The 25,402-nt window shown below is 70.7% G+C and carries 30 protein-coding genes and 1 pseudogene; 19 read left to right on the top strand and 12 right to left on the bottom strand.

Annotated elements, in window-relative coordinates:
• Positions 1–653 precede the first annotated feature (653 nt).
• Both ACZ6NC_RS28055 and gndA read left to right on the top strand, forming a co-directional pair.
• A complete protein-coding gene (locus tag ACZ6NC_RS28055) occupies positions 654–914 on the top strand; it encodes a co-chaperone GroES (protein WP_095871571.1) in 261 nt (86 codons plus the stop codon).
• A gap of 9 nt (positions 915–923) precedes the next feature.
• Positions 924–2,369 (top strand): NADP-dependent phosphogluconate dehydrogenase, encoded by a 1,446-nt coding sequence (gndA, locus tag ACZ6NC_RS28050; protein WP_465736544.1) that lies wholly within the window; start codon positions 924–926, stop codon positions 2,367–2,369.
• A gap of 67 nt (positions 2,370–2,436) precedes the next feature.
• Here gndA and ACZ6NC_RS28045 read toward each other — a convergent pair whose 3' ends face one another.
• Entirely contained in the window at positions 2,437–3,459 is a 1,023-nt protein-coding gene (locus ACZ6NC_RS28045; protein ID WP_465736543.1) for an alcohol dehydrogenase, read from the bottom strand.
• 517 nt (positions 3,460–3,976) lie between these two features.
• Positions 3,977–4,210, bottom strand: coding sequence for a hypothetical protein (locus tag ACZ6NC_RS28040; protein ID WP_465736542.1), 234 nt, complete (start codon positions 4,208–4,210; stop codon positions 3,977–3,979).
• Positions 4,211–4,400: 190 nt separating this feature from the next.
• Between ACZ6NC_RS28040 and ACZ6NC_RS28035 the strand changes: the two genes are divergently transcribed.
• From ACZ6NC_RS28035 to ACZ6NC_RS28000, 8 genes and pseudogenes are all read left to right on the top strand, one after another.
• Positions 4,401–4,529 (top strand): hypothetical protein, encoded by a 129-nt coding sequence (locus ACZ6NC_RS28035; RefSeq protein ID WP_465736541.1) that lies wholly within the window; start codon positions 4,401–4,403, stop codon positions 4,527–4,529.
• An 8-nt stretch (positions 4,530–4,537) separates the two neighbouring features.
• Positions 4,538–5,659 (top strand): annotated as a pseudogene (locus ACZ6NC_RS28030) (replication-relaxation family protein); the annotation flags it as partial.
• Between the two features lie 28 nt (positions 5,660–5,687).
• A complete protein-coding gene (locus tag ACZ6NC_RS28025; RefSeq protein WP_465736606.1) occupies positions 5,688–6,419 on the top strand; it encodes a hypothetical protein in 732 nt (243 codons plus the stop codon).
• Between the two features lie 216 nt (positions 6,420–6,635).
• Positions 6,636–7,307: a hypothetical protein gene (locus tag ACZ6NC_RS28020; RefSeq protein ID WP_465736540.1), complete on the top strand. Its 672-nt coding sequence runs from the start codon at positions 6,636–6,638 to the stop codon at positions 7,305–7,307.
• Between the two features lie 56 nt (positions 7,308–7,363).
• Complete coding sequence (locus ACZ6NC_RS28015; protein ID WP_465736539.1) at positions 7,364–7,600, top strand: hypothetical protein; 237 nt, start codon at positions 7,364–7,366, stop codon at positions 7,598–7,600.
• Positions 7,601–7,633: 33 nt separating this feature from the next.
• Positions 7,634–8,044, top strand: coding sequence for a ribonuclease FAU-1 family protein (locus ACZ6NC_RS28010; protein ID WP_465736603.1), 411 nt, complete (start codon positions 7,634–7,636; stop codon positions 8,042–8,044).
• Positions 8,045–8,274: 230 nt separating this feature from the next.
• Positions 8,275–8,532 carry a hypothetical protein gene (locus tag ACZ6NC_RS28005; RefSeq protein WP_465736538.1) on the top strand — a complete coding sequence of 86 codons (258 nt, stop codon included), beginning with the start codon at positions 8,275–8,277 and terminating at the stop codon, positions 8,530–8,532.
• A gap of 647 nt (positions 8,533–9,179) precedes the next feature.
• Positions 9,180–9,437, top strand: a complete 258-nt coding sequence (locus tag ACZ6NC_RS28000; protein WP_465736537.1) for a hypothetical protein — start codon at positions 9,180–9,182, stop codon at positions 9,435–9,437.
• Positions 9,438–9,749: 312 nt separating this feature from the next.
• On the opposite strand, the gene ACZ6NC_RS27995 is transcribed toward ACZ6NC_RS28000, so the two are convergent.
• Both ACZ6NC_RS27995 and ACZ6NC_RS27990 read right to left on the bottom strand, forming a co-directional pair.
• A complete protein-coding gene (locus ACZ6NC_RS27995) occupies positions 9,750–10,292 on the bottom strand; it encodes a hypothetical protein (RefSeq protein WP_465736536.1) in 543 nt (180 codons plus the stop codon).
• Between the two features lie 199 nt (positions 10,293–10,491).
• Positions 10,492–10,713, bottom strand: a complete 222-nt coding sequence (locus ACZ6NC_RS27990; RefSeq protein WP_465736535.1) for a hypothetical protein — start codon at positions 10,711–10,713, stop codon at positions 10,492–10,494.
• 72 nt (positions 10,714–10,785) lie between these two features.
• On the opposite strand from ACZ6NC_RS27990, the gene ACZ6NC_RS27985 reads away from it, so the two are divergent.
• Positions 10,786–11,865 (top strand): IS630 family transposase, encoded by a 1,080-nt coding sequence (locus ACZ6NC_RS27985; RefSeq protein ID WP_465736534.1) that lies wholly within the window; start codon positions 10,786–10,788, stop codon positions 11,863–11,865.
• On the opposite strand, the gene ACZ6NC_RS27980 is transcribed toward ACZ6NC_RS27985, so the two are convergent.
• The 4 genes from ACZ6NC_RS27980 to ACZ6NC_RS27965 form a co-directional block, all read right to left on the bottom strand.
• A complete protein-coding gene (locus ACZ6NC_RS27980) occupies positions 11,852–12,265 on the bottom strand; it encodes a GNAT family N-acetyltransferase (protein ID WP_465736533.1) in 414 nt (137 codons plus the stop codon). The two genes, ACZ6NC_RS27985 and ACZ6NC_RS27980, sit on opposite strands and share 14 nt — an antisense overlap.
• A 64-nt stretch (positions 12,266–12,329) precedes the next feature.
• Positions 12,330–12,977: a peptidoglycan-binding protein gene (locus ACZ6NC_RS27975; protein WP_465736532.1), complete on the bottom strand. Its 648-nt coding sequence runs from the start codon at positions 12,975–12,977 to the stop codon at positions 12,330–12,332.
• A 119-nt stretch (positions 12,978–13,096) separates the two neighbouring features.
• Positions 13,097–14,314: a GH25 family lysozyme gene (locus tag ACZ6NC_RS27970; protein ID WP_465736531.1), complete on the bottom strand. Its 1,218-nt coding sequence runs from the start codon at positions 14,312–14,314 to the stop codon at positions 13,097–13,099.
• A gap of 156 nt (positions 14,315–14,470) precedes the next feature.
• Positions 14,471–15,406 carry a peptidoglycan-binding domain-containing protein gene (locus ACZ6NC_RS27965; RefSeq protein ID WP_465736530.1) on the bottom strand — a complete coding sequence of 312 codons (936 nt, stop codon included), beginning with the start codon at positions 15,404–15,406 and terminating at the stop codon, positions 14,471–14,473.
• A gap of 221 nt (positions 15,407–15,627) precedes the next feature.
• Between ACZ6NC_RS27965 and ACZ6NC_RS27960 the strand changes: the two genes are divergently transcribed.
• Positions 15,628–16,800, top strand: coding sequence for a hypothetical protein (locus ACZ6NC_RS27960; RefSeq protein WP_465736529.1), 1,173 nt, complete (start codon positions 15,628–15,630; stop codon positions 16,798–16,800).
• 60 nt (positions 16,801–16,860) lie between these two features.
• Here ACZ6NC_RS27960 and ACZ6NC_RS27955 read toward each other — a convergent pair whose 3' ends face one another.
• On the bottom strand, positions 16,861–17,748 hold the full coding sequence (locus tag ACZ6NC_RS27955; RefSeq protein WP_465736528.1) for a replication-relaxation family protein: 888 nt from the start codon (positions 17,746–17,748) through the stop codon (positions 16,861–16,863).
• A 685-nt stretch (positions 17,749–18,433) separates the two neighbouring features.
• Here ACZ6NC_RS27955 and ACZ6NC_RS27950 point away from each other — a divergent pair.
• A complete protein-coding gene (locus tag ACZ6NC_RS27950; protein ID WP_465736527.1) occupies positions 18,434–18,982 on the top strand; it encodes a hypothetical protein in 549 nt (182 codons plus the stop codon).
• Between the two features lie 314 nt (positions 18,983–19,296).
• On the opposite strand, the gene ACZ6NC_RS27945 is transcribed toward ACZ6NC_RS27950, so the two are convergent.
• On the bottom strand, positions 19,297–20,061 hold the full coding sequence (locus tag ACZ6NC_RS27945; RefSeq protein WP_465736526.1) for a HEAT repeat domain-containing protein: 765 nt from the start codon (positions 20,059–20,061) through the stop codon (positions 19,297–19,299).
• Positions 20,062–20,119: 58 nt separating this feature from the next.
• On the opposite strand from ACZ6NC_RS27945, the gene ACZ6NC_RS27940 reads away from it, so the two are divergent.
• Positions 20,120–20,431 (top strand): hypothetical protein, encoded by a 312-nt coding sequence (locus ACZ6NC_RS27940; protein WP_465736525.1) that lies wholly within the window; start codon positions 20,120–20,122, stop codon positions 20,429–20,431.
• 70 nt (positions 20,432–20,501) lie between these two features.
• Positions 20,502–20,717 carry a hypothetical protein gene (locus ACZ6NC_RS27935; protein ID WP_465736524.1) on the top strand — a complete coding sequence of 72 codons (216 nt, stop codon included), beginning with the start codon at positions 20,502–20,504 and terminating at the stop codon, positions 20,715–20,717.
• A 79-nt stretch (positions 20,718–20,796) separates the two neighbouring features.
• Here the strand turns inward: ACZ6NC_RS27935 and ACZ6NC_RS27930 are convergent, their stop codons facing one another.
• Positions 20,797–21,534, bottom strand: coding sequence for an IS5 family transposase (locus ACZ6NC_RS27930; RefSeq protein ID WP_465736523.1), 738 nt, complete (start codon positions 21,532–21,534; stop codon positions 20,797–20,799).
• A 198-nt stretch (positions 21,535–21,732) separates the two neighbouring features.
• On the opposite strand from ACZ6NC_RS27930, the gene ACZ6NC_RS27925 reads away from it, so the two are divergent.
• On the top strand, positions 21,733–21,945 hold the full coding sequence (locus ACZ6NC_RS27925) for a hypothetical protein (protein ID WP_465736522.1): 213 nt from the start codon (positions 21,733–21,735) through the stop codon (positions 21,943–21,945).
• A gap of 40 nt (positions 21,946–21,985) precedes the next feature.
• Here the strand turns inward: ACZ6NC_RS27925 and ACZ6NC_RS27920 are convergent, their stop codons facing one another.
• Positions 21,986–22,678, bottom strand: a complete 693-nt coding sequence (locus ACZ6NC_RS27920; protein ID WP_465736521.1) for a hypothetical protein — start codon at positions 22,676–22,678, stop codon at positions 21,986–21,988.
• 284 nt (positions 22,679–22,962) lie between these two features.
• Between ACZ6NC_RS27920 and ACZ6NC_RS27915 the strand changes: the two genes are divergently transcribed.
• From ACZ6NC_RS27915 to ACZ6NC_RS27905, 3 genes are all read left to right on the top strand, one after another.
• A complete protein-coding gene (locus tag ACZ6NC_RS27915) occupies positions 22,963–23,502 on the top strand; it encodes a nucleotidyltransferase-like protein (RefSeq protein ID WP_465736520.1) in 540 nt (179 codons plus the stop codon).
• Positions 23,499–24,143 (top strand): Cap15 family cyclic dinucleotide receptor domain-containing protein, encoded by a 645-nt coding sequence (locus tag ACZ6NC_RS27910; RefSeq protein ID WP_465736519.1) that lies wholly within the window; start codon positions 23,499–23,501, stop codon positions 24,141–24,143. The genes ACZ6NC_RS27915 and ACZ6NC_RS27910 overlap by 4 nt, the downstream gene beginning before the upstream one ends.
• Positions 24,144–24,206: 63 nt before the next feature.
• A complete protein-coding gene (locus ACZ6NC_RS27905) occupies positions 24,207–24,518 on the top strand; it encodes a hypothetical protein (protein ID WP_465736518.1) in 312 nt (103 codons plus the stop codon).
• Positions 24,519–25,402: the final 884 nt, after the last annotated feature.

The raw sequence follows: 25,402 nt of genomic DNA, 5'->3' as shown, positions 1-25,402 counted from the left end.
CATCGACGAAAAAAAAGGAGGGGGCACAGCCCCCCCCCCCCCCCCCCCCCCCCCCCCCCCCCCCCCCCCCCCCCCCCCCCCCCCCCCCCCACGCCCCCGGGACGTGGTGATCGACACTTCTGCTTCCTCTCTCGGACCGCGCGACGTGCCGGCCGGCGTCCGGGCCCTGGAGTCGGTCGTCGATCGGTACGTGTATGTGTCCCCGCGGCCCGGCCACCGGTGTCGGCCGGGCTGCGTCCGTGGCGGGCCGGCGCAGGGCTCGCCGCACCGGGGGCGGCGAGGTGGCTACCCGGTGATGTGCGCTGCGGTGGAGCGCCGCCGTTGCCTACACCGCGAGCAGGATCCGCAACGGAATGGGGCGGGTGCTCAGCTCGGCCTGTGCCTGGGCGGCCCACCGGACGAGCATCTGCTCGACGGGGCGTCGGCGGGCCGGGCGCGCCACCACGCGATCCTGCGGAGCCGCACTTCGGCGGGCGAGGCGTCGGGCAGCCGGGTGGCCCCGACTCCAGGAGGCCGAAGGCCTGTGGTCATACCGTGCAGGATCCGGGAACCCCGGCAGAATCGAATGTGGACTGGTTCGTCCGCGCCTCCGTCGCCCGGTTCCGCCGGTCCCACTGCTTGCACCCGTAACGCCCAGTTCAGAGGAGCACCCCATGCCCGACTTCCACCCGGAGCACGATCGCCTGGTCGTCAGGCCGATCGGGGAACCCGCCGCGGACGCCGACACCCGTACGGGCGAGGTGGTGGCGGTGGGACCCGGCCGGCCCCTGGAGAGCGGCAAGCCGCACCCGGTGGACGTCAAGGTCGGCGACCGGATCGTCTTCGCCACGTTCTCCGGCTCGGCGATCGAGGTCGAGGGGGAGACGTACCTGGAGGTCCCCGAGGACGAGGTCCTCTCGCTGTCCGCCGAGTAGGAGAGCCTCATGACCGAGCAGCCGAAGGCCCGGATCGGCGTCACCGGACTGGCCGTGATGGGCCGCAACCTGGCCAGGAACTTCGCCCGCCACGGCTACCGCGTCGCCGTGCACAACCGCACACAGGCCAGGACCAACGCCCTGCTGGAGGAGTTCGGCCACGAAGGCGAGTTCGTCGCGGCCGAGTCGCCGGAGGCTTTCGTCGCGGCGATCGAACGCCCACGCATGATCGTCATCATGGTCAAGGCGGGTGATCCGACCGACACGGTCATCGACGAGCTCGTCCCGCTGCTCGACGAGGGCGACGTGCTGGTGGACGGCGGGAACGCCCATTTCCTCGACACCCGACGGCGGGAGTCCGCCCTGCGCGAGCGCGGGCTGCACTTCGTCGGCAGCGGCATCTCCGGCGGTGAGCAGGGCGCGCTGGAGGGGCCCAGCATCATGCCGGGCGGCACGGCGGAGGCGTACCGGTTGCTGGGGCCGCTGCTGGAGGACATCGCGGCCCAGGTCGACGGCAGACCCTGCTGCACGCACGTCGGACCGGACGGTGCCGGCCACTTCGTCAAGATGGTCCACAACGGCATCGAGTACGCGGACATGCAGCTGATCGCCGAGGCGTACGACCTGCTGCGCCACGCCGCGGGCATGCAGCCGGCCCAGATCGCCGAGGTGTTCCGCACCTGGAACGGAGGGCGGCTGGAGTCCTACCTGATCGAGATCACCGCGGACATCCTCGCCCACACCGACCCGGAGACCGGGCGGCCCTTCGTCGACGTCGTGCTGGACCGGGCCGAGCAGAAGGGCACCGGACGCTGGACGGTCCAGACCGCGCTGGAGCTCGGTGTCCCCGTCGGCGGCATCGCGGAGGCGGTCTTCGCCCGCTCGCTGTCCGGCAGCGTGCCTCTGCGCGAGGCGGGCCGCGGCCTGCCGGGACCGACCGAGACCTGGCTCGACAGCGCCGCCTCCGACCGCTTCGCCGAGGACGTCGAGCAGGCCCTGTACGCCTCCAAGATGGTCGCGTACGCCCAGGGTTTCAACCAGATCCAGGCGGGCAGCGCCGAGTACTCCTGGCAGATCGACCCCGGCGCGATGGCCGCCATCTGGCGCGGCGGGTGCATCATCAGGGCCCGGTTCCTCAATCGGATCAAGGCCGCGTACGACGAGGACCGGGCGCTGCCCACCCTGCTGACCGACGCCCACTTCAGGGAGGCGCTCGGGTCCGCGCAGGCGGCCTGGCGGCGGGTGGTCTCGACGGCGGCGCAGCTGGGCGTGCCGGCACCGGGTTTCGCGACCGCGCTCGCGTACTACGACAGCCTGCGGGCGGAGCGGCTGCCGGCCGCCCTGATCCAGGGGCAGCGGGACTTCTTCGGCGCGCACACCTACCGGCGGGTCGACCGCGACGGGGCGTTCCACACCCGCTGGGAGGAGGCGGACCGCCCGGAGGAAGAGCGCTGACCGGCGGGGCCGCATGACGCGTGCCACGGCCCCACCGGGTTCGCCCGGTGGGGCCGTGGCGCGCCGGTCAGCCGGTGGTGACGACCATCCGGAAGCGGGCGGCGCCGGCGAGCATCCGGTCGTAGGCCGCGGTGATCCCGTCGAGCGGTACCGTCTCGACCATCGGGCGGATGCCGTGGAGCAGGCTGAACTCCATGGTGTCCTGCACGTCCTGCGCGGTGCCCGAGGGGTGGCCGCGGATGATCTTGCCGCTCATGAGCAGCTGGTTCGGGCTGATGCCCAGTGGTGCGGCGTCCGCGCCGATCACCACCAGCTCGCCCCGGCTGGCCAGACCGTCCACGGTCGCCGTGATGGCCTCGGAATTCGCCGCCGTCCCCAGGACCACCTGTGCTCCGCCGAGCGACTGCAGCGCCTCCCCGACGCCGGCGCCCGCCGTACTGTCGACGTAGTGGTGCGCGCCGAGCTCCTTGGCGAAGTCCGCCTTGGCGGCCCCGCGGGCGATGGCCACGGTCTCGAAGCCCATGGCGACCGCGTACTGCACCGCCAGGTGGCCGAGACCGCCGATACCCAGCACCGCGACCAGATCGCCCGGCTTGGCGGAGCTGCGCCGCAGCCCGTTGAACGTCGTGACGCCCGCGCAGCCCAGCGGGGCCGCCTCGGCCGACGACAGCCCGTCGGGAATCCGGGCCAGGGCGTCCACCGGTGCGATCACCGCGTCGGCGTACCCCCCGTCGTAGGCCCAGCCGGGCACCTTCAGGGTCTCGCAGACGATGAAGTCGCCCTGTCGACAGCGCCGGCAGTGGCCGCAGCTGCCGCCGAACCAGCCGACCGCGACCCGGTCGCCCACCTGCCAACCGGAGTGGACGCTCTCGCCCACCGCCTCGATGCGCCCCGCGATCTCGTGGCCCGGCACCAGCGGGAACCGAACGCCCGGCAGGAGGGCATCCACGAAGGCGGTGTCGCTGTGGCAGATCCCGCACGCCTCCACCGCCACCCGTACGTGGCCCGGGCCCGGCTGGGGTACGTCACGCTCGACGATCTCGAAGCGACCGCCGGCGGCCGGGACTTGTGCGACTCGATAGGAACTCATCCGGATCTCTCCCAAGCACTGGCACGACCAGGTACTGCTATCGCATCCCCCCGCAGAAGGCATTCCCGCGCCCAGCACATCAGTTTCGGCTCGATCGCGCACGGCGGGCAGCGGGTTGTGGACGTACCGGTTCGGCCGTCCACGGCTGCGCGCCTGTGCCGATCGGGTGAATCGGCGTGCGGATCTGCGCGGCACCCCGGTCGGCGACCGGAGCAGTGCGGTGTGCGGGTGTTCCGGCGACGCCGGGCAGGCGTAGAGCTGCTGGCTGTAGCCATCGCCGATGATGATCACGGTCGGTCTCGCCGGGTCGGGGCAGTCGGTGCGCCCGGAATCGGTGGCCCGGTCCTCGTACGGGGTCCAGCTGTGGAGGTCCGCGTGCCGCTCCGCCCCGGCGAGAGTCAGCAGCGGCTCCATCCGGCTGTCGCGGACGCGGCAGTACCGGGGAGCGCGATCGGTGAAGCTCCAGGGAGCCCAGCCACCGGCCGTCCAGCCGGGGGCGACGGACAACAGTTGACGTCTAACCTTCGCCGTCTCCGTAGTCGAACGGCTCGATGGTCCAGGGCAGCCCGGGCCCGTTTCGGTAGGCAGCGAAGCCCGGTTGCAGGCTGGCTGTCTCAGAGATAGAGGGATCGTCCTCCGTCATGCAGGCGATGCAGTACACGCCACTGGCATCGGGGAGGTTCGGATCGTTCACGCCGTCCCCGATCAGCCAGTCGCCCTCGTCGTCGTGGATGACGACGAGGGCTGGCATGCGTCCCTCCGCGACAGTCCGTTGCACCACAGCGCCGAGATCGCGCGGGAACCGCTCGTCCGGGAACGGGAAGGGTGCGTGTCGGACTACCGGGTGGGGCGTATGAGTCATGGCAGCAGTATCGGGGCACTCCGCGGGGGATCTCGCACGAGCGATCGATCAATGTCACCCATCCGGGATTCCTCGGACAGTGGGCGGCCCGGCCGCCGTCATCTTCCACCACCTCGCCGCCGCCCGCCCCCCACCGCCGGCCCCGCCCACCCGGCTGCGGCTGGCCCCGGATCCGAGGGTGGAGGGCGCGGGACGGCTGCTCGCCTGACTGTGAGGATGTGGACGGCATCGCTTGGAGGTCTGACCCTCCGCCTGACTGACGTCTCGGCTGTCCTTGGGTTGAATCGTCGACCGTCCGAGCGGTGCCGTCATACACGCAGCCGGTCGGGCGCCTGTGACTTCATAGGAGCCCGGCCAAAGGTCCCATCACAGTCTTGTCCTGCCGCCCGACCGGCGCGTGCCGTCCCTCGCATGTCGTACGGAAGGACCACGTCCAGCATGGCAGACCACATAGCGGTCGTCGACGGCGTCGATACCCACACCGACTTCCACCAGGCCGCCGCCATCGACTCCATCGGCCGGCACCTGGCCACCGAGTCGTTCCCCACCACACCCGACGGTTACCGGCGACTGCTCGACTGGCTGTGCTCACACGGCGACCTGGCCGCCGATCACCGCCGGCCGGAGCTCCCGGGCGAGGCCTCGCCCGGCCGGGACAACCCGCCCGCGGCCACCCCCACGGGCACCTCCGCCCGCACCTCCACGGCCCGCCCCGCCGCTTCCCGCGTTCCGGCAGGCCAGCGGCCCCGGACAAGGGCTGCGCGGCGTGGCGACAACCCTCTTCTGCCCGCTGCCGTGGTGCGCTGGAAGAGGGGTTCGACGTCGTCGGTGCGAGCTGGGCTCTTGGTGGCACTGGCTCTGTTTCAGCGCTGCACCGCTCGGGAGATCTGGATGCTCGCGTGCGCGGGGCAGGCGAACGACCGGGCGGTGCGGGACGCGCTGCTGGACCTCCGGGAGGCGGGGAGGGTGCGCCAGGAGCTGGGGCTGCCGGACGGGCGCAAGCTGTGGTGCCTGACCGCGGCCGGCCGCCGCGAAGCCGCCGCGCTGCTTCCGGCCGGGGCCAAGCTGTCGGCGCTGCGCCCGGAGCGGGAGGGATCGGCGGCGGTGTTCTCCGAGCACGCCCTGGACGTCGCCGCGACCGCCGGCCTCCTCGCCAAGGGCGGCATCGGGCACCTGGGCGCGTTCTCCACCGAGGTCGAGCACGCGCTGCCCGGCCGCCGCTCCCTCTTCGCCGACCTGGTGCTGCGCGATGCCGGCACACAGGTGCCGCTGCTCCTGGTGGAGGTCGACCGGGAGAACGAGAGCACCGGCACGCTGGTGGACAAGCTCACCACCTACCGCACCTGGTGCGAGCTCCCGGCGAAGGGTGCCACGAAGGCCGCGTTCGCGAAGTCGCTCGCCCGCAGGCGAGAACGCACCCACGAACTGCGGCTGTGGCCCACCCTCTACCCGGCGACCGGCCGCGAGGGCCTGCCGCCGGGTAGCCCTGATCTTCGAGGCCGGCCGCAAGCGCACCCGCCGCCCCGGCACCGCCCCGCTCACCCCACAGGAGAAGAAGGAGAAGGCGAAGACCGACCACCAGCGGCTGCTGCGCCGCGCCCAAGCGGTGGAGGCCGCCTCCGAGCAGGCCTGGTACGCGCCGCCGTACCGGGAGGACGGCGTCACCGCCCGCGACCATCACCGCGCGCTGCCGGTGGTGGCGACCACCCTTCCGCTGCTGCGCGCCTGCGGGGCCGACGCTGCGATCTGGCGCCGCTTCGGCCGCCCCAGCTGGCACACCCTCGACGCCGCGCTCGACAACCCGGACGGCGACCGGCTGCTCGAAGCCGAGCGGGCCGCCGTTGAGCAGGCCCGCCAGGAACGGGTCGCGGCCGAACGGGAACAGCGGCGCCCGGCCTGCTGCCGCTGCTCGGCGAAGTTCACGGACGAGCGGTGGGCCGAGAAGGAACGGGGCTGGAACGACGACGGGCTGTGCGCAAGCTGCCGCCAGGCCAACGCCGACCAGAAGGCCCGCCAGGAGGCCGAGCGCGAGCAGGCGGCCGCCGAAGCCGCGGCCGCCGAGGCGAAGCGCCACCGCTCCTGGTGGCGCCGGCCCTGACTCGGCCTCACCCCGGCGCAGGGCGCTGACCTGCGCCGGGGAGTTAGGCCACCCCCGCTGACCTGCGGCGGTGAGTTTCCCCGCCAGCCGGTGAGTTGCCCCTCCCAGGGCTGGTGAGTTTCGCTGCCGGGGCCGGTGAGTTTGCCCGCCCCGGCAGCCGGGCCACAGGTGAGTATCAGGTATCTGGGCAGGCCAGAGGCCGGTTAGAACGGCCTCGTGCTGCTCCGTACGGGTGGCGGCCGGTTCGGCCCCGGCGCGGGGCGGGCAGAGCTGCGGCATGACGACACCTTCGGCCAGGCGCCGCCGCCGCCCGACCGCCACCGTGCCCGCTCCTGCGGTCCCGGTCCGCGCTGTGAGGACGCCGGCTCCTGTGCGGCCGGGCAACGGGTGCTGCCGGACCTGGTCCAGCGAACATCTGACGCCTGGAGGGATGGTCGTCCGGACGACCTGGCACGAACCCGTCTGCCGAACCTGGGGCCAGCCGGCCCGGTGATCGAGCAGTTCCACCCCGCGCGTCCAACCGGCGCCGATAGGCTCGCCTACGGGCCGGAGCCGGTGGCCGACTGGATCAACGACGTGTGCGGCTGGCAGGACCAGACCCCCGTGCTCCGCGGACACCTGCCCTCCCAGCTGCGCCTGGTCCGTGACGCGGACCGCTGGTGGATCGGGATCGACGCCTTCGCCCCGTACCTGCGCGTCCAACTGTGCGCGGGCCGCATCCTCGACGACGGCACCTTCGCCGACGTCTGGGCCTTCCTCGACGGCACGGTCAACGCCACCGACCGCGAGGAACTCGCGCAAGCCGTCCAGGAACTGCGCAAGCGACTGGACACCCCGCAGCCGCCGAACCCGTGGGCCGCCGGCCGCTACGGCTTCCCCAAGCCCTGACCGGCCGTCACACCTCGAGCGGACTTCCCGGCCCCGAACACGGGAAGGCTGCCCCCGTGACCTACACCAACCTGTTCCAGCCCGGTACCACCGCGGTGCGCCGCGACGTTCACCTCGGCCGGGTGTGGACCGCGATGCCGCAGCGGGTCCTCGCCGACACCGGGGACACCCTCACCCTGGCGTACTGGCCCGGCATCACCTCCCTCGCGCCGACCACCTGGATCACCTCCCTCGCCACCGGCGACACCGCGGTCCGCGAGAGCGGCCTGGAGCACCTGGCCGCCGGCACCTGAACCGTCGCCCCGTACACGTGGACCGGCACCGCGCTGCGCAGCGAGTTCCTGGCCGGGGAGCACTTCTCGGTGCACCGGTTCCAGCACGCCGCCACAGGTGAGCCGATCCGCTGGTACGTGAACTTCGAGCTGCCCCACACCCGCCGCCCGGCCGGGATCGACACCTTCGACCTGTTCATCGACCTGGTGGTGGAGCCCGACCTCTCGGCCTGGTCGTGGAAGGACGAGGACGAGTATGCGCAAGGCCGACGCCTGGGCCTGGTCGGCGACGACCTCCACGGCCTGGTCGAGCAGGCCCGCGAGAAGGCCCTCGGCCTCCTCCAGGAACGGGTCGGTCCGTTCGCACAGCCGTGGACCACCTGGTCGCCGGACCCTGCGTGGCCACTGCCGGTCCTGCCCGATGATCGGTGCGATCCGGCCCCCGGGACGGACACCGGGCGGTAGCGTGCCCGGATGAGCGAGAGTTCGGCGGCCGTGCCGCGCACCACGTGGGAGTTCTGCCTGGCCGCCGCCGACGGCCTGGTCCAGGGCCATGCCCCGGCCGACACCGAGCAGCACAAGCGGGTGGTGCTGATGATCGCGGCGGTGATCGCCGCAACTGCGGACGCGGCCGGCCTGAGCGAAGCCGGGATCGGCGACGCGGCGCTGGAGGCATCCCCGGCGCCCTGGACCTGTTGCTGGTCGGCGCGCGTCCGGCGGTGCGGGCCTGCCCGGCCGGACCGGGCCAAGGCGCGGAGCAGGCCGAGTTCCTGCTCGCCGCCGACCGCCAGGTCTTCGCGGGAATCCGGTTCCTCGCCGAGAGTGTCCTGCGCGCGCACCTGGCGGCGTCGCCCGGCACGGTGCCAACCGTCCGCGACAGCCTCACCCGGGCCGCCCGGGCCCAGCAGACGCACGACATTGCCGCGGCCCTCGGTACGAACGTGGAGGACTGACCACCGATGACACCAGACCTGGAGAGCTTGGCCACAACCGGCCCCGGCGAGAAGCCCCTCACCTTCGCTATCGCCGACTACGCCGACGTGGGGCGTGGATCACTGACTCTCAGCAACCCAATTTGGTAGCCGGCGGTCAGGCTGGGCGGCGGTACATCGTGTACAGCTTTCCGTTGTGGGAGGCTGCGGTCGGTTCGTCCATCAGCTTGATCGCTTCTGTGCCGCTGACGTCGTGGGTCGCGCTCCAGGATCAGTCCCGCTGAGCGGGCTTGTACCCGTTCCTTGGCGGTCTCCCGGGTGCTCGACTGCCCACCTTGATGGTCCTCCCAGGGTGCGACTTCGGGTCACCAAGATATGGATTGGATACCTTGGTGACCTGGTCACGGCTCGATAACGTCCCAGGTCCAAAGCATTGGTGATGGTGGGTCGGGCACCTTGATGCCCGACCCACCCTCGTTCCTGCCGGCATCTGGTGGTTCGCCCGGTCGAGTTCGATCGCGCCATGGACTGTCTCAACTGATCGCGGCAAGAGGAGCGACCCAGGCGTTAGGCTCCGTTCGAACAGAATCGGGGGATGACGGATGGAACCGTGGCCTGAGGGGACCGCCGCTGATCCTGAGGCGGCCCGAGAGCGTTATGCCTCTGATATGCAGGCGGAGCGCAAGGCTCTGCGCGAAGTGATCAGCGCCGATCTGCCTGCCGCGCACTTCGGCCTTGGAATCGTCATCGTGGCAAGTGCGGTAGTGGGTCTGTTCGCGGGGCCCATCACCGGAGCCCTCGTTGGTGGATCCTTTGCCGCCTTGTTCCTTGTTGCTCTGGGGGTCATGTTCCTTCGGGGCATCCGAGGGCTGGACGCAGGTCGCCGCGCCTATCTCTTCACCTTCGGCTGGGCGAACTGGGTCTAGTGCTGCTCCGCAGAAGTTCGTGGAGGGGTGTTGATCAGTTGGCCGGTCCGCTGAGGTAGATGTCGCCTGCGCAGTCGAGACCTTCCTCCGAGGAGCCAGCGGGCAGTCCGCTGGGCAGGATGTTGTCCCGGTACTGAACTTGAATTCGTGATGCCGGTCTGCAGGTCCTGAAGCCGGATCCCGTCCCGCGCGGCCCTCTCGGCGTCGGTCAAACCGCCGCCCTGCGCATACCTCACAGTACAGGGCTACCGACAAGATCTGCCGATTGTCAGGCGAACGGCACCAACTCCACCCAATCAAGTTGACCACACGTCACTCTCCACGACGGCGCTTGTAGTACGCGTACGTCAGAGCCAGGAGAAGAGGGCCCCACAGAGTCAGCGGGAGAGTGGCCGCTGCCGCGAGGGCCTTCCACCAGCCGTTGGAGTACTCGACGAGGGGGACCCCGCCGATGTGGAGAAAGGCGAGCGGCAGTGGGTCCCACAGCGCGATAAGCGCCAGACCGCCCAAGGTGGCCGGGACGATCGCTGCGAGCGGTGGAATACGTCGGCCGCCGATGATCGGGATCCAGGAAGGAGCCACTTCGCCCCATCCGGCCACCAGGCCGAAGGAGAGGTAGGCGAGCCCCTCGGAGAGAAGGCTGAGCCCGAAGACGTAGAGGATCACCCACCAGTGCCACGTCTTGTGAACTGCGTAGACCTGGCCCATCTCGTAGTCGAATGCGAACGGCAGGCGCCAGAGGCACGATGGCAAAACAGCCAGGGGTATGACCTGGGCGGAGCGGATAGCCCACTTAGGGACCGACTGCGCGGTGTCACCGACCGTCGGGGATGGATGAAGCGTCTTGAATCGCATGGGCCGATCTTCCTTGCCCGGCGGGCGCCGGGGATCAGCCTGAAGCAGTGTCTGATGGTCACCCCCGCGAGGGGCATCGAGTCCTCCGCTGGAAGGACGGCCGCGGCTCCGGGCGAGTTCGATGGCAGGGATGGCTGCTACAAGCCTGGCGAACGGCTGCTTCGCCGACACCAGCCATACCCTGGAAGGCTGACCGACATCACGCTGTCAAGTAGCTGTTGCTGCTGGCCAGGTAAAGGGCGAAGCCCCAGGTGTGCAGCACGCCGGTGAAGCGCAGGCGACACAGTGGAAGTGGCTCCTCACCGGGCAGTTCGGCTGCCGCGTAGGCCAATCCGGAGCGGTGGCGGACCGTGACGGCGTCCACGTGGGGCCAGCGTTCGCGGGCGTGGCGGTTCAGGCGCTGGCGCAGGTGGTGCTGCATCGATTCCGGGGGGGTTCTTCGGCACGGGCCCATCGTGCCGGGTGCGGTGTCGGCCCGCCATGATCGTCGGTCATGTGCGGTGGGGACCGGGTGGGAACGGCGGTTCCGGTGGTGCTGGAGGCGGCCGCCCGTGAGCGGTTGGTGCGGACGGTGGCTGCGGCGAAGTCCCAGGTGCGGGCGGTGTTGCGGGCCCAGATTGTGCTCGCGGCGGCGGACGGGCTGGCCAACGGTGCGATCGCCCGGGAGCTGGAGGTCAGCGTGAACACGGTGCGCAAGTGGCGGGGGCGGTTTACTGCCCAAGGACTGGAAGGGCTGCGGGACGCCGAACGGTCGGGGCGGCCGAAGGCGTACGGGCCCGAGGTGCGCGTGGCGATCGTGGCCACCGCGACGAGCGCGCCGCCACATCCGGAGGTGACCTGGTCGCACCGGACCATCGCAGCGCGGGTGGCCGGCACGGGCTTCGCGCCGGTCTCCGCCTCCCAGGTCGGCCGGATCCTGGCGGATCTGGACCTGAAGCCGCACAAGGTCCGCGGCTGGCTCACCCGTCGGGACACTCCCGACTTCTGGCAGCGCGCCGCCGCCGTGTGCGCCCTCTACCTCGACCCGCCCGAGGGGACGGTGGTGCTCTCGATCGACGAGAAGACCGCGATCGCCGCCCGTTCGCGTCGCCATCCTGGGCGGCCAGCGAGTCCAGGCGCACCCGCCCGGCAGGAGTTCGAGTACCGGCGCCACGGCACCGCCTCCCTGGTCGCCGCCCTCGACGTGCGCAGCGGCGAGGTGCTCACCGAAGTGATCGCCCGCAACAACGCGGTGACCTTCACCGCCTTCCTGGATCAGCTCGACCGGGCGATCGCCCCCGGCAAGGAGATCCACGTCGTGCTCGACAACGGTTCCTCACACACCGCCAAACACACCAGGGCCTGGCTGGCCGCGCACCCGCGCTGGCACGTCCGCTGGACCCCGCCGCACGCATCCTGGCTCAATCAGGTCGAGCTGTTCTTCTCCGCCCTCACCCGCCGGGTCGTGCGGCACGGCGACTTCGCCAGCCGCGACGACCTGATCGAGAAGCTGGATGCCTACGTCATCGGGCACAACGAGACCGCCAGGCCCTACCGGTGGACCTACGAAGGCAACCCGCTCAAAGCTGCATGAGCCCGGCGGCGGTCGGCCGGAATCCGCACTGACCGTAGAAGGACTCCAGGTGCGGCTCGTAGTCGACATGCAGCCACTCGGCACCGCGTGCCTTCGCCTCGTCGGCAGCCGCCCTCACCAGCCGCATCCCGAGCCCCTGCCGACGCTCGTCCGGGTGCACGGTCGTATCCAGAACGAAGGCGTGCGCACCGCCGTCGCCGACGACGTTGACGAATCCGACCAGCCGGCCTCCTCGACGCGCCGCGATCCAGGTCAGACTCCGGGACAGCATCGGCGCGAAGGAGGTCGGCTTGTGAGCTGGCCACGACGCACTGAACAACTCGTTGAGCTCAGCATCCGTCAGATCAGGGCTCACTACCAACACCTCATCGCCGGCCTGCGACGAATCACTGATCACCATGCAGAGCAGCCTGCCATGCACACATGGCCGTGATCACCCCTCCACGAACTTCTGCGGAGCAGCACTAGGAGGTGCGGCAGGTGGGGGGAGGGGTGGTGAGGGCCTGCCAGGTGGCGGGGCCGATCTTGCCGTCGACGCTGATGCGGGCGCAGGTCTGGAGCTGGCGGACGGCTTGGTCGGTGGCGGTTCCGAAGTCCGCGTCTAGGGCGAGGTGATGGCCGAGGGCGGTGTTGAGGAGGCATTGGGCCTGGCGGACGGCGGGACCGGTGTTGCCGCGGGTCAGGATGGTGGTGCTGTCCGTGCTGTAGGCGCAGACAGAGGGCGACGGTGTTGTCGCCGATGGGGCTGTTGCTGCAGGCCTTGAGGGGATGACGGTGCCCGTTGGTGCGGTGATCTTGGGTGCGGGTGTGGGGTTAGGGGCCGTGGACTGCTTACGGCTCGGGCTGTGAGCGGGCTGAGCGGGCTGGTCCCCGGCTTTGGACCAGCCTTCGGCGTCCTCTTCGGACGTGGCTGCGTTGTCGGGCTGCTCGGCGGGGACGGTGACGGTTGCCGGCGGTGGTGGTGGTTGCAGTAGGGCTGAGCGTGCGGTGCGTTGGGCGTTTGCGGTCAGCAGGACAGCCATCAAGGCGGTGGCGGCGGCTCCGATGAGGATCCCGAGGACCTTCTGGAGTTTTGCTTCGGTGTGCTGTTCGTGGTTCGTGTCGCGGGGCATGGTGACACTCCTTTGGTCGGCGCGGGCTGGTGCGCGGCGCGAGATCGGGGCTTGGCCCCGGGTTCCGCGGATCGTCCAGCGGAACCCGGGGCGGTGGAGGGGCCCGGACAGGCCCGGGGTCAGCCGCGGCGGGCGGACAGCAGCTGGCTCCAGGTGTCGGGGCCGGTGATGCCGTCGGCTTCCAGGTGGTGGGTGGTCTGGAAGTTCTTGACGGCGGTGGTGGTCGCGGGGCCGTACTGCCCATCCACGGTGACCTTCGCGCCCGCGGCGTTCAGCTGCTCCTGCATCGCCCGCACCGCGTTGCCGTTGTCGCCGGAGCGCAGGACCGGGACGAGCTGGCTCCAGGTGTCGGGGCCGGTGATGCCGTCGGCTTCCAGGTGGTGGGTGGTCTGGAAGTTCTTGACGGCGGTGGTGGTCGCGGGGCCGTAGTGCCCGTCGACGGTGAGCTTTGCGTCCGCGGCGGTGAGCAGCAGTTGGAGCGTGCGCACGTCCGCGCCCTGGTCGCCGTTGTTCAGCAGGGGCCAGGACCGCCCGGAGGGTGCCGAGGTTCCGGGGGCGGGGGTGGTGGTTCCGCCGGCGGCGAGGGCGCGCAGCTGGGCCTCGGTGCCGCGGAAGACGTTGACGTCGCCGTCGTGGGGGACGCCCGGGACGTGGCCGTGCTCGGCGTACTGCCAGATGGTCCACTGCCCGGCGCCGGGGATCGGGGCCGGCTCGCGGCTGCCGCTGCCGTAGCGGGGCTGCCACAGCACGTGCCCGGCCAGGGCGGAGGCGTCGCCGCCCAGGCAGTCCTTCACGAACGGCGCGGAGGTGTAGACGATCGGCTTGACGTCGAGTTCGCGCTGCACCGTGGACAGGAAGGCCTTGACCTCATTGGTGCTGAGGTTGGCCGGGCACTTGCCGCCCCTGGTCTCCAGGTCGATGGCCGGGGGGAGCTCGCCCTTGCCGTGGCCGGTGTAGCCCGCCGCGCGGACGGCCTTGAGGAAGTGTTCGGCCTGGGAAGCGCCGGAGGTGTGGCCGTAGAAGTGGTAGGGCGCGCGCAGGATGCCGGCCTTGGCGGCGCCGTCCATGTCCCGGGCGAACCACTTGTCGGTCCAGTCGTTGCCCTCGGTCGCCTTCAGGAAGGCGAACTTCTGGCCGGAGCGCACGACCTGCGGCCAGTCGATCGCCGGCCCGCGGCCCGTGTTGTGGCCGTCGTTGTGGCTGTAGTGGCTGCTGTCCAGGCCCTTGACGGCGTAGGCGGAGGGCGCGGCGGCTTCGGCGCGGGTGATGAGACCGACCGTGCCCAGGACGACGGCGGCGGCCGCTGCCCAGGCGGTGGCCCGCTTGGTGATCTGCATGAGGAACTCCTTGTGGTGGGCGAAGAGCGGAACGCCGGCCGTCGGCGGCGGGTGCGCGGCCGGGGGAAGTGAGGAGGAGCCGGGGGACGGTGGGCGCCCCGAACAGGCGCCGGTCCGTGGCGTGCTGTACGCAGGCGCCCACCGTCCGAAGAGGCGTCAGCCCAGAAGCGCCTTCCAGGTGTCGGGTCCGGTGGTGCCGTCGGCTTCCAGATGGTGCTTGGTCTGGAAGTCCTTGACGGCGGTAGTGGTGGCCGGGCCGTACTTGCCGTCGACCGTGAGCCTCGCGCCGGAGGCGTTCAGCAGTCGCTGTGCGGCCGTCACGGCCTCGCCCTGCGCGCCCGAGCGCAGCACCGGAGCGAGCCGGTTCCAGGTGTCGGGTCCGGTGGTGCCGTCGGCTTCCAGGTGGTGGGTGGTCTGGAAGTCCTTGACGGCGGTAGTGGTGGCCGGGCCGTACTTGCCGTCGACCGTGAGCCTCGCGCCGGAGGCGTTCAGGAGGCTCTGGGCTGCGTTGACCGCGTCCCCGTGGGCTCCGTCGCGCAGCACCGGCCACGCTGCGGCCGAGGACGGAGTGCCGGACGAGCCGGTCGTGCCCGCGCCGGTGTAGGTGATGTCCCAGTGGTGCTTGGCCGTCTCCTTGGCGTAGACGATGCCGGGGGCCGTCCACCGGGCCGCGCCGTCATTGCGGTCCGTGCCGCGTGTGGCGTGGTGCTCGATGTAGTGGGTGACGCAGGGGGTGAGGCTCAGGTCGGCCTTGTAGCCGTTGTTGTGGCGGTACGTGCCTGTCTCGCTGTGCCCGACCTCGGTGCCGCCGGTGACAGTGATGTCGCATCCGCTGGCTCGCTTCAGGCCGATGACGCCGTCGATCGTGGCGGCGCGGATGCCGGCGAGGCTGGTGCAGCTGCGGCGGTTCTTGTCGCTGCAGTTGCCGGTCGACGAAACGTCGACGTTGGCGGCCTTCAGCCGCGCGAGGGCCTGGTTGTGCGTGAGGGTGGGGGCCTTGTCGGCGGCGTCGGCCTGAACCGCGGCGATGGTCCCGGTCAGAGCCAGGGCGCCGGCGGCGGCTGCCAGCAGGACGCGACGGGGCTTCTGCATAGGGGGCCCTCCTTCGGGTGCTCCCGTGCCGGGACGTGGCGAAGCAGCCCGGGCGGGTGTGGGTGGGATGCCGGCGAGCGCCGACAACCGAAACGGTGTCACCGCCGCAAGGGCTGCCGATAGGCTTGCGCCGCCTGTCTCCTCCCCACACGCTCCACACGGTGTCCACGCCGGGGTGTGGGGCGTGTGGGGCAGGTCGGGGCTTGCCGTGAAGGGGGAAGATGACCGGCCGTAGGACAGGCGAGGGCCGACGCATTCCGTCGCCGATCCCGGACGACGTCATGGACTGGGTCCGCGCCGTGGGGGAGTTGAAGTTGAGAGGGATCAAGCCCAGGTCCATCGCCGCCCACAAACCCAGCGAGGCCGTGAAAGTCCCGGCGGCTTCGACCTGGGAGCGAGTCCTCGACGCGAAGACCCTGCCGTCGAGGGAGCAGCTCAATGTCCTCCTTGGCTACCTGGGCTCCATCGAGCGGCTCGCCGCCGAGTACCCCGCCGCCCACCGCGAGCGGCTGGAAGCCGTGTGGACGAAGGCGGACACCTGTCTGACGGAACGGCCGACCGCCGGATCCGCCCCGAAGCCCCCCAGGGCGGCGACCACGGCGGCCGAGGGACCGGGGAGCACGCAGCAGTCGGAACGACAAGCCCCCTCGGACTCGGGTAGAACCGGGATGGGCGGTGAGGCCGTCGCGGACTTCCACGCCCCCTTGTGGGGCATCAGGGCGAACATCAAAGGGCCCGCCTGGATGATCCTCTGCAGCATCGTCGTCGTCGCCGTCGCCATCACTGCCGTAGTACTGCTGAGCCGTACGGAGGGGACCGGCTCCGACGGGCAGCGGCCCGGCCTGCCGGCAGCCGATGTGCCGTCGTGGGGCGGTGCCCCGCCTTCCCCACAGGCCGCCAGTCCCAGTGCGAGCGGTGTGCCCGACAGCCCCGGTACCGGTCGCCTGCGGCCCGCAGCCGCGTCCGAACCCCCCGGCCTGGAGAAGGACTCCCTCGGGGCCGACAGCCGCTGCAGCCCGCCCAACTCCGGCCCGGGCTCCGTCAAGTGGCGGGTGTGCACGCGAGTCCAGGCCGACCGGATCTCCTTCGCCCTGGAGATCACCAACCGAGGCACCGGACCGGCGACGGTCAAGGCCCGCCTCAAGTACACCGCGCAAACCTCCGACTTCCGCACCTGCCCGGGAGTGGCGGACCTCCAGATGCTGACCATCCCAGCCAGTCAGACTCTGACCACCGACACTGCCCAGTGCAGCGTCCCCCGCACCTCCAGCCCCACCGCCTACACCGGCGTCGGCTGGGTCGTCGCCCCGGACGCCGACTACGGCACCCGCGTCCTGTCACCCGGCGCCCACGTCTATCCAGGCGAGATCCACTGGACGCCCGACGTGCTGTAGCCAGCCTCAGCCCCCGCGATCGCGCGGGTCTGCCACCCGCCCCGGACCGACCGCTGCGCCCTACAGCTCCCAGGCCCCGCACAGCGGCCGCTGGGGGTCGGTGAGGGTGTGCCACACCGCGGCGCTGGTGCCGTGCTGCTCCAGGTCGGCCAGGCGTGCCGCGCCGGCCCTTACGGTCTTGAGCATCCGGGCCACTATCGGGCTCGTGTCGGTGATCGACTGGAGGTCGCGGATCCGATGCCGGGCGGCCTGCTCGCCGGTGTCGGCCAGGACGAACCGCAGGCGCGGTAAGACCGGGTAGCGCTGCTGCCAGGCCGGCAGCACGCTCTGCCCGGCGACGGTACGCCGCAGGTGCACAGGCACCGGGTGGTGCTCGTGGAAGCGGGCGTAGCCGAACAGCTTGGAGGCGAGCTTCTCGCTGGCCATGGTGCCGCGGTCGACCTCGACGAACGCCCGGCACAGCCTCCGGCCGCCCGCGACGGCGGTGTAGTGCAGCAGCCCGTCGGGGATGACCGCACCGCCTTGGCCTTCGCCGTAGCGGTGGTAGACCTCCGGCAGGAAGTCCAGCGGCCGGCACTCGTCCCCGGCCGCCCTGGCGCTAGCGACGAAGGCGGCCTGGGTGCGGGTGACGGCCAGGATGTGCCCGACCCGCAGCCGCGCCTCGGTCTTGTCCTCGGGCAGCGGCGGGGAGGCCACGCCCTCCAGTTCCGGGAAGCGGGCGGCGATCCGCGCGCCCCGCTCGGTCAGGTACCAGGCCCGCAGCCTGCCGGCCTGCGGGAGTACGACGTCCTCGACCAGGCCCTCGTCCTTGAGCCGGCGAAGGCGTCGGCGCATCAGCTCCGGCCGGCTGTCTGGGGTGTGCAGGACGCGCAGCTGCTCGTCCGTGGCCATCCGGAACTGGTACAGCGCGGCAACCACGGCGTGGTCGATCTCGGGCGGCGTCGCCATCACGGGCTCCTCAAAGGTCGGTGCCCGCCGCCCGGTGGCGGCGAGCACCCGTAGGGAAGCCCGCGCCTCTCACCACTTTTCTTACCAAGATCGGCCCATCCGGTCACGATCCGACAACGGGTGCACTAACCGGTGCGACAACCAGTGGTGAGAACCAGTGCACCAACCGGTGGCCGCCCATCCCGGCCGCTGCGCCCGGATTCCGGGTAAAACAGCAGGTCAGATGCCGTGGTGAGTCGCCGTCAAGGCGAAACTCACCACCCCGACAACCCTCTCCTTCCCCTTCCTGTCCTTGGCTTTGTGGGCGGTGGTTGGCTGGTTGGGTGGGGCGGTGGCGTTGAGGGTTTGCTGCGCCTGCGGCGGGCCTTTTCTTCTCTCGCGTCCGGCTGGTGCCGGCCGCTCGCGGTGGGGTGGGGGCCGGGGCTTGCGGGCGGCGCTGGAAGGCCGCCAGACCGCCCCCGCCGGGCCTGCCCGCCGCCGATTCCTCTAACGCGGCGGCACAGACGGGCAGAGACGGCCTGAAGCGCTTCTTGGTGGGCACGCTCGGCCACCGGGCGCGGCGCGCTCGCCGCGTCGCTTCGGCCTCCGGTGGCGAGATGACGAGACTGCCGCCTTCTGCTCCCGGCCTGGTGGCCGGGTTGGCCAAGGGCGTACCTCGGGTGGCCCCGGGTCGTTGGGCAGGGATATGGAATGGACATCTCACCTCAAGGCGCTGAACGACGCCGTCGAAGCCCGGAACCAGGCGATTACGGCAGTGCGCCTGACCGACGCCCATGTGGCGGAGCTGACCGCACAGGCTGCCGCAGCCGGGGCGCCGGGCGCGTCGCTGGCCCGGGTGCTGGCAGGGCTCCAGCCTCTGCTGGCTCAGGAGCGTCCCCACGTCTGTGGCCCGAGTCCGGTCGTCCCGCCGGTCCGGCCCGCTCCGGAACCCCCAGGTGAGCAGGGCTGGCCGGACGGCCTCGAGAGGTACACCCTCCAGCAAGCATGGGAGCACGGCCTGCTGCCCTGGAAGGCCAGCACCACCAGGACGTACCGCGCCCGCTCCACCCGGCGCGGAATTCCCTTCCCCGAGGGCATGCAGGACAAGTCGGGGACGCACCGCTACACCAAGGAGGAACTCCGTGCATGGCTCGCGGCGTGGACCGCGCCGGCCCGATCCGAGAACCTACCCCTGCCTCAGCAACGGTCCGCGCCGGGGCCGCTGACCGCACCAGAGCCCACCTCCGCCGACTGACTACGAGCCTGCAACACAGGGGTGCAACGCGGCCCCGCGTTGCACCCCTGAACTGGGCTTTTGCCCTCCTGGGCGGGCCGGGCGGTGCCGTGTTGCACTTCGGCGGCCAGCCTCGCGGGATGTGCGAGCTACTCCCAGCGCATCCCGAGTTCGGTGAGACGCTCGGGTGCTCGCACCGCCGCCCCAGCCACTTCGTCCAAGTAAGACCGCTGGCCCGTCGTAGCCGCGCTCGGCGTACCAGCGCGGCGGAGACTTGTCAGACCTGATCGGGCTGGTTGGGTGTGCGGTACCGCCAGAGAGCGAACAACCGGTGGTCATGCTCGGAGAAGGCATCGAGCGGTCCGACCCGCTCGTACGCCTGCTCGGCCCGTGGATCTTCGCGGCGGGCGAGCGCGAAAGGCCGCCTCCAGACGCAGGTCCTTGTCCTCCTCGTCGAGGAGGACAAGGAAGGCATCCAAAGTGGGGAGGGTCCGGTCATCGGAGAGGGCGAGGGACTCGGCGGCATGGCGCCGTACCCAGAGAGCGTCGTCGCGAAGCAGCAGGAGCAGGGCGTCCCGGATCGCCGGAGTGAGGTGATTGTCGAGAGTGAACCCCGGGGCGAACACCTGAGCCACAGCGGCCCTGACCTCAGGCTCGGGATCGAGAGCCATGCCGAGCAGTGCGGACGTGGCCGCCTCACTACGTGCGGTCCGCTCCCGGCTCAGACAGAACGCCACCTCGCGGCGTACGCGCGGGTCCGGATGGTTGGTGTACCGGAGGCCGATGGCCTCCTGGCCCGGATGTTCCCTGCCGTTGTAGACGTCCAGGACGGTGGCGAGCACGTGCCCGTCGGGTTCGTCCTGTGCCCAGGCTGCCAGGAAGTCGACATCCTGGGCGATGTCCGATGCACGGTCGGCTGGCGCGAGGAAGGCCCGGTGCCACAGAACCGACGCCAGGAAGCGACGGTGCGTGGGATCGGGATGCTGACGCAGTGCGGTGAGCTCGGACCAGACGCGCGGACCCCGGCGCTTGCCCAGGTAGTAGGCGGCGGCGAACCAGTTGCTGTCCCCGTCCTCCCTGTGCGGGAGGGCGCGTGCCATCACTTCGTCGAGGGGCGGCAGGGCACCGAACTGCCACTCCAGGTGGGAGGATGGCCCCGTGTCCGTCCCGCACGGTGAGCCCACCGAGAGAGACCTCGTCGACTGTGTCGCCGTGGGCGTCGTCGATCCGGTACTTGACAGCAGGCCCGGCGGCTCCGGTCCGGCGGCACAGTTCCTCGAGCACGCCGCTCTCGTACCACTGCCGGGCCAGGTCGAGCAGTTGTTGCCGGAAGGCGTCGGGCACACGGAGTCGAGGGGCATCCCCGATGACCACATTGACCAGCGTGGGGGAGCCGGTGTCGACCGCCCGCAGCAGGGGAGTGCTGCCGTCGGGAAGTTCACAGTCTTGGTCGGCGCCCCCATCGACTAGGACCTCGGCGGTGAGGTGATCGAACCCGGCCACAGCGGTGCACAGCAGCGGCAGGCCGTCGGAGCCCAAGGTGTCCGGCGCCGCACCCTGCTCCAAACAGGCCCGCACCGTGGCGGCGTCCCTGGCGATCACGGCGCTGACCAACCGGCCGGTCAGGTCCAACGACGGCTCCGTCAAAGCTCCCCCTGATGATGTGTTCGAAGAGAGCAACGTATCCGGAACAACGAAACGATGCCGAGCCCGCCCGGCAGTGACGATGCTTGACCAGGTCAACGACCTGCGCTGACCGGCCCCCCAACGCCGATAGGCCGTCACCCGCAGCTGACGGCCTCCCGACGCTTGCTCAGAGGGTGTTCGATACTGATTTAGGCTGCTGCAAGCGGTTTCGGGCGGAGGTATTGCCCGACTTTGTCGGGGCTGGCGGTCAGGCGGGTGGTCAGGGAGTTGATCATGGCCCACTGGATCATCGAGCGTGACCGGTCCGGCAGTTCCTCGTCGTCGCGGTGGAGCCGCCGGTATCGGGACATGATCCCGAAGGTCTGCTCGACGCGCCAGCGGATCGGCTGCACCACGAAGCCCTTCTGCTCCTTGTCGCGGGAGACGACCTCGACGTCGATGCCGAGGGCGGTGCCGTGCTTGACGACGCCGTTGTTGTATCCGGCGTCGACCCAGGACTTGGTAACGCTGGGCCACTGGGCGGCGAGGGCGTCCAGGATCTGCTTGCCGCCGGCGCAGTCCTGGACGCCTGCGGCGGTGACGATCAGCACGAGAAGCAGCCCGAGGGTGTCGGTGGCGATGTGGCGCTTGCGGCCCTTGACCCGTTTCCCACCGTCGTAGCCCTGGCTCTCGGCCGGCGCGTTCGCCGATGCCTTCACGGACTGCGCGTCGATGATCGCCGCGGTCGGCAGGATCCGGCGGCCCTTCTTCTTGCGGAGCTGATCACGCAGCGTGTCGTGGATCTGTTCGGCGGTGCCGTCCCGCTCCCACTCCTTGAAGTACCCGTAGACGGTGCTGTGCGGCGGGAAGTCGTGCGGCAGTCGTCCGCAACGTCTTCGCCCGCCACTCCGCTCCTCCGAGGGCGGGGTGCTGTTCGCCGACCTCACGGTGAAGTGGTCCCAGCGTCGAGGGCTACAGCTCGCAGCGGGAGGCGATCAGCTCCGAGATCGACAAGCTGATCACCGCCCGGCTGGCCCCGCGCGGGATCCTCGTCGACGGCGTCAACCTGCGCGAGCGACGGCCTGCAGAAGGCCATCGATCAGAAGATCGCGCAGGACCAGGCGACCGCCCAGGCGGAGGCGGCCGTGCGCACGGCCAAGGCCGAGGCGGAGAAGCGCAAGATCGAGGCCGAGAGCACCGCGGCCGCCAACGCCGCGATCGCCAACTCGCTCACCGACAAGATCCTACTGAGTCAGTGCATCGAGGCCTTCAAGGCCGCGGCCGAGAAGAACCCTGTCTACGCCAGCCCCTGCGGTGCCAACGGCACGCCCGTCATCGTGGACGGCACCAAGCGCTGAGGCACCACGCGCTGAGACCGCTGGGCGGCGGCCGGCCGGCTCAGGCCTGCGGGGCCTGGGCCGGGCCGTCGCCGGTAGGCCCGTCGGCCGGGCCATCCTGGTGGGCGGCCGCGCGCACCAGGTCGGGCAGCAGATCCGCCACCGCCGCGGTCAGCGCCCCCAGCGCCCGGCCGTCGGGGATCGGGTGCCACAGCAGGCACACCTCGCTGTCGAGGAAGGACACCGCCGGCGCCCCGACGGCCAGCAGCCGCTCCTCCAGTCCACCGTGCAGCAGTGCCTCCTCCAGAGCGGCGGTGTCCTCGCCGCGCGGCCCGTAGACCAGGCCCTGCGGCCACCGGATGTGCTGTGCCGCGCTGCTCCAGTCGCGTTCCAGCGTGGCCCGCGAGAGCGGCTGCGCCAGCTTGGTGCAGACGGCCAGCCAGATGTCGACGTCGCCGTCCAGCTGCTTGATCAGGATCGAGACCGTCGCCTCCTTACCCGTGAGCGGCCCGGTCAGCGTGAGCGGCCCGCTCGCCGTCTCGCTCGGGCGGGTCTGGGCGGTCAGCCAGGGGAAGTGGGCCAGGTGGCCCTCCCAGCGGGGCGACTTCAGGGGGTGCAGACGCCAACCCGGCTGCTCCGCCAACCCCTTGATCCCCGTGCCCACCCGCGTGGCCCCCACGGCCTTCCGGGTCCCGCGCACCGCCATGACCACCGCCACGATGAAGGTCAGCCCACAGCTCAGAAGGAACAGCATGCCACCGATCATCGGATCTCCTTCATGGTGCCCTCGGCTTCACCTCGCGGAGGGAAGCGGGGCTCCCCCCACAGCGAGGCGCGGTGCGTGATCGTCCGTCATGTGACCACCGGTTGATGGGACACGTGGAGCGCGCTCGCCGGTTCCGCTCCCCGACCGATTCGCAGGCGGCGAGGCCGCCGCACACGTCCGGGTGGGTGGGGACGGTCTGCAGCCCGGCGCTGCAGGCGGCCCGGGCCTGAGCGCGGGCCGCGCGTCGGCCCACGCTCAGCGGGCGATCCGGAGTGGACGACGACCACAACGTCGCCTTCTACGTGCCCCAGGTGCCGGGCAGTCGGCCGAACGTCGATGTGGTTCCGTGCTTCGAATACCGGCTCCTCACCAACGGCGCTGGCACCAGTTTCCACAGCGGAAGCGTGGTGTACGGCCAGGACGGCAAGCGGATCGTCAACTGGCCCGAGCTGCAGCTGACGAACGGCCGCACGAAGAACTCGAACACGAGGAACCGCTACAAGTTCGCGGTACGGGTGCTCAAGTCGGTGGAGAACGAGCTGTGCCGGCAGAAGCTCATCGAGGCGGTCCCCTCGTACTTCTGCGAGTGCCTGATCTACAACGTGCCCGACTGCGTCCTCAAGAACGGCTCCTTCGACGACGCGGTCCGCCTGTCGCTGGCCGAGGTCTACGCCCAGCTCGGAAGCCGATCGGAGGCGATGATGGAGCCGAACGAGATCAAGAAGCTGTTCGGTCCGCAGCAGAAGTGGACGGTGGACACGGCCCGTGAGCTCATCGGGCAGGCCTGGGTCTACCTCGGGTACGGCGAGTGAGCCCCGCGACCACCGTCCGCACGACCTCCTCCCTGCTCACCACCGCCTACACCATCGCCCTGCCGCTGCTGGGCATCGCGCCCACGCAGAACGTGAAGTACCTGTTCGCCTACCTGCCCTCGCTGATCGGCTACGGCGTCCTGGTCTTCGACAAGTGGGCCTGGCGCTGGTGGGGCATCCACCGCATCACCGGCCACCCGTGGGTCGGCGGCACCTGGCGCTCGGTCCTCACCCCCGCCGCCGCCAGCCACATCCCCGCCGGCGGCAACCGCGGCCCCATCACCACCTACCTCACCGTCGAGCAGACCTACTGGACGCTGCACGCGACGCTGCGCACAGCGGAGAGCATGTCGCGCTCGAACAACGCGACGATCGTGAAGACGGACGGCTCGGGAATCGCGGAGATCCGGTTCCTGTACGAGAACACCCCGCGCACCGAGCACCAGGCCCGCAGCCCCCGACACACCGGCTCGTGTCAGCTGTCCGTCACCGGGCGCGCGCCGCGCAGCGTCACGGGCAGCTACTTCACCAGCCGCTTCACGGCCGGGGACATGGACCTGACCCTGGTCGACCGCTCCACCGAGTACGCCACGTTCGCCGAGGCTCAGGCGGCCGACCAGCAGGGCTCGGCGGCACCCTGACCCTTCAGCTGCATCACCACCACGGCCCCGGCCGCCGAGCGGCTCCAGCGTGAGGCGCTCGACGTGCAGACCACCGGGCGCGGCCGGGAGCGCAAGGCCAAGCAGCTCCAGAAGCTCGGCGCGTACTCCGGCGTCAGCGTCCGGGGCGGGCGGGCCCACACGTTCGAGATCCGCGGCTCGGACGCGGTCCGGGCCCGCGACGTCCACCTCATCCTCAGCGGCGAGCAGGCCGCGGCCCTGGCCCGCGCCGAGAACGAGGCAGAGGTGCGGGAGGTGATCGGCCAGGCCCTCGCCGACTACTTCAACGGCGGCGCCTACGGCGGCTTCAGCCCCGACGACTTCGAGTACGACCCCGACGACTTCGACCTGAACTGATCACCGGGCCCCGCTTTCGGGAACCCGTAGAAGCCCCCGCCGAGGAGACCGGGCCGCTGACGGCCAACTTCCAGCACCCGCTGCTCGCCCCCGTTCACGGACGAGCGGGGGCGGAACGCGAGCGCGCCTGGGGCGACGGCGAACTGTGCGAGTCCTGCCGTCGGGCCGCCGCCCGCCGGCGGGCCCGGGCGGAGGCCGAGCGCCCGCCGCCGATCCGCGGCCGCAGAGGCCAAGCACAGAGTCTCATGGTGGTGCTGCTCCTCACCCCTTGGAAAGGGCCGCTGACCTACTGCGCTGGGGAGCTTTCCTGCCACTGCCGGCTACGGGGGTGAGCTTCGTTGGCGGGGTGCTGGTGAGGTTGCCCCGCACTGCCCGGCCCGGCGCGGGGCCTCACCTTCCGAACCGTGGACGGAACACCCGTCGGAGCTCGCCATCGATTGTCCACGGTGCGCTCAGGTCTCTATCAGTGGGCGAGGTATTTCACTGGGCATGGTCGTCCTGCAGGCATGAGACCTTGTCCGCCTGCTCCAGCGGTCCCGAAACTGCCAAGCGGCGGAGCATATTTGACGGAGCGTATGGTTAATGAATTTCTCCCTGTCGCACAGAACCGTGTCATATGGGCAGGGGTATGCCTGTGTCGGCTCGCGTCGGGAGTGCCGGCGGCAAGTCTGACCTGCGGCGACTCCGATCTGGCTGTTTTGGCATCGTGGGGGGCTGAGTGACCCCTTCGTTCGCCGTCATCTGGCACTGTCTCACCCGTTCGTATTTTTACTGATTTGCGACGTGAGATATTGATCCGAAACGCTAAATTTCCGGGATTTCGGTGATGTAGCGGACGTGCGGGCCGTGGAAGTAGCCGCGGACGATGTGCGGCTGCTTCTGTC

The sequence above is a fragment of the Kitasatospora sp. NPDC041988 genome (assembly GCF_055588525.1).
Note: the sequence above shows the minus strand (reverse complement) of the source record. Positions and strands in the feature narration are given on the sequence as shown.

Excerpts from the sequence above, each read along its gene's own strand:
- ACZ6NC_RS27980 (WP_465736533.1), bottom strand. The coding sequence starts at position 12,265 with ATGGTGATCAGTGATTCGTCGCAGGCCGGCGATGAGGTGTTGGTAGTG.
- ACZ6NC_RS28040 (WP_465736542.1), bottom strand. The coding sequence starts at position 4,210 with ATGCCAGCCCTCGTCGTCATCCACGACGACGAGGGCGACTGGCTGATC.
- ACZ6NC_RS27975 (WP_465736532.1), bottom strand. The coding sequence starts at position 12,977 with ATGCCCCGCGACACGAACCACGAACAGCACACCGAAGCAAAACTCCAG.
- ACZ6NC_RS27955 (WP_465736528.1), bottom strand. The coding sequence starts at position 17,748 with ATGGCGACGCCGCCCGAGATCGACCACGCCGTGGTTGCCGCGCTGTAC.
- gndA (WP_465736544.1), top strand. The coding sequence starts at position 924 with ATGACCGAGCAGCCGAAGGCCCGGATCGGCGTCACCGGACTGGCCGTG.
- ACZ6NC_RS27960 (WP_465736529.1), top strand. The coding sequence starts at position 15,628 with ATGACCGGCCGTAGGACAGGCGAGGGCCGACGCATTCCGTCGCCGATC.
- ACZ6NC_RS28045 (WP_465736543.1), bottom strand. The coding sequence starts at position 3,459 with ATGAGTTCCTATCGAGTCGCACAAGTCCCGGCCGCCGGCGGTCGCTTC.
- ACZ6NC_RS28055 (WP_095871571.1), top strand. The coding sequence starts at position 654 with ATGCCCGACTTCCACCCGGAGCACGATCGCCTGGTCGTCAGGCCGATC.
- ACZ6NC_RS27945 (WP_465736526.1), bottom strand. The coding sequence starts at position 20,061 with ATGGCACGCGCCCTCCCGCACAGGGAGGACGGGGACAGCAACTGGTTC.
- ACZ6NC_RS27920 (WP_465736521.1), bottom strand. The coding sequence starts at position 22,678 with ATGCTGTTCCTTCTGAGCTGTGGGCTGACCTTCATCGTGGCGGTGGTC.
- ACZ6NC_RS27995 (WP_465736536.1), bottom strand. The coding sequence starts at position 10,292 with ATGCGATTCAAGACGCTTCATCCATCCCCGACGGTCGGTGACACCGCG.
- ACZ6NC_RS27950 (WP_465736527.1), top strand. The coding sequence starts at position 18,434 with ATGGAATGGACATCTCACCTCAAGGCGCTGAACGACGCCGTCGAAGCC.
- ACZ6NC_RS27970 (WP_465736531.1), bottom strand. The coding sequence starts at position 14,314 with ATGCAGATCACCAAGCGGGCCACCGCCTGGGCAGCGGCCGCCGCCGTC.
- ACZ6NC_RS28000 (WP_465736537.1), top strand. The coding sequence starts at position 9,180 with ATGCAGGCGGAGCGCAAGGCTCTGCGCGAAGTGATCAGCGCCGATCTG.
- ACZ6NC_RS27985 (WP_465736534.1), top strand. The coding sequence starts at position 10,786 with ATGTGCGGTGGGGACCGGGTGGGAACGGCGGTTCCGGTGGTGCTGGAG.
- ACZ6NC_RS27965 (WP_465736530.1), bottom strand. The coding sequence starts at position 15,406 with ATGCAGAAGCCCCGTCGCGTCCTGCTGGCAGCCGCCGCCGGCGCCCTG.
- ACZ6NC_RS27990 (WP_465736535.1), bottom strand. The coding sequence starts at position 10,713 with ATGCAGCACCACCTGCGCCAGCGCCTGAACCGCCACGCCCGCGAACGC.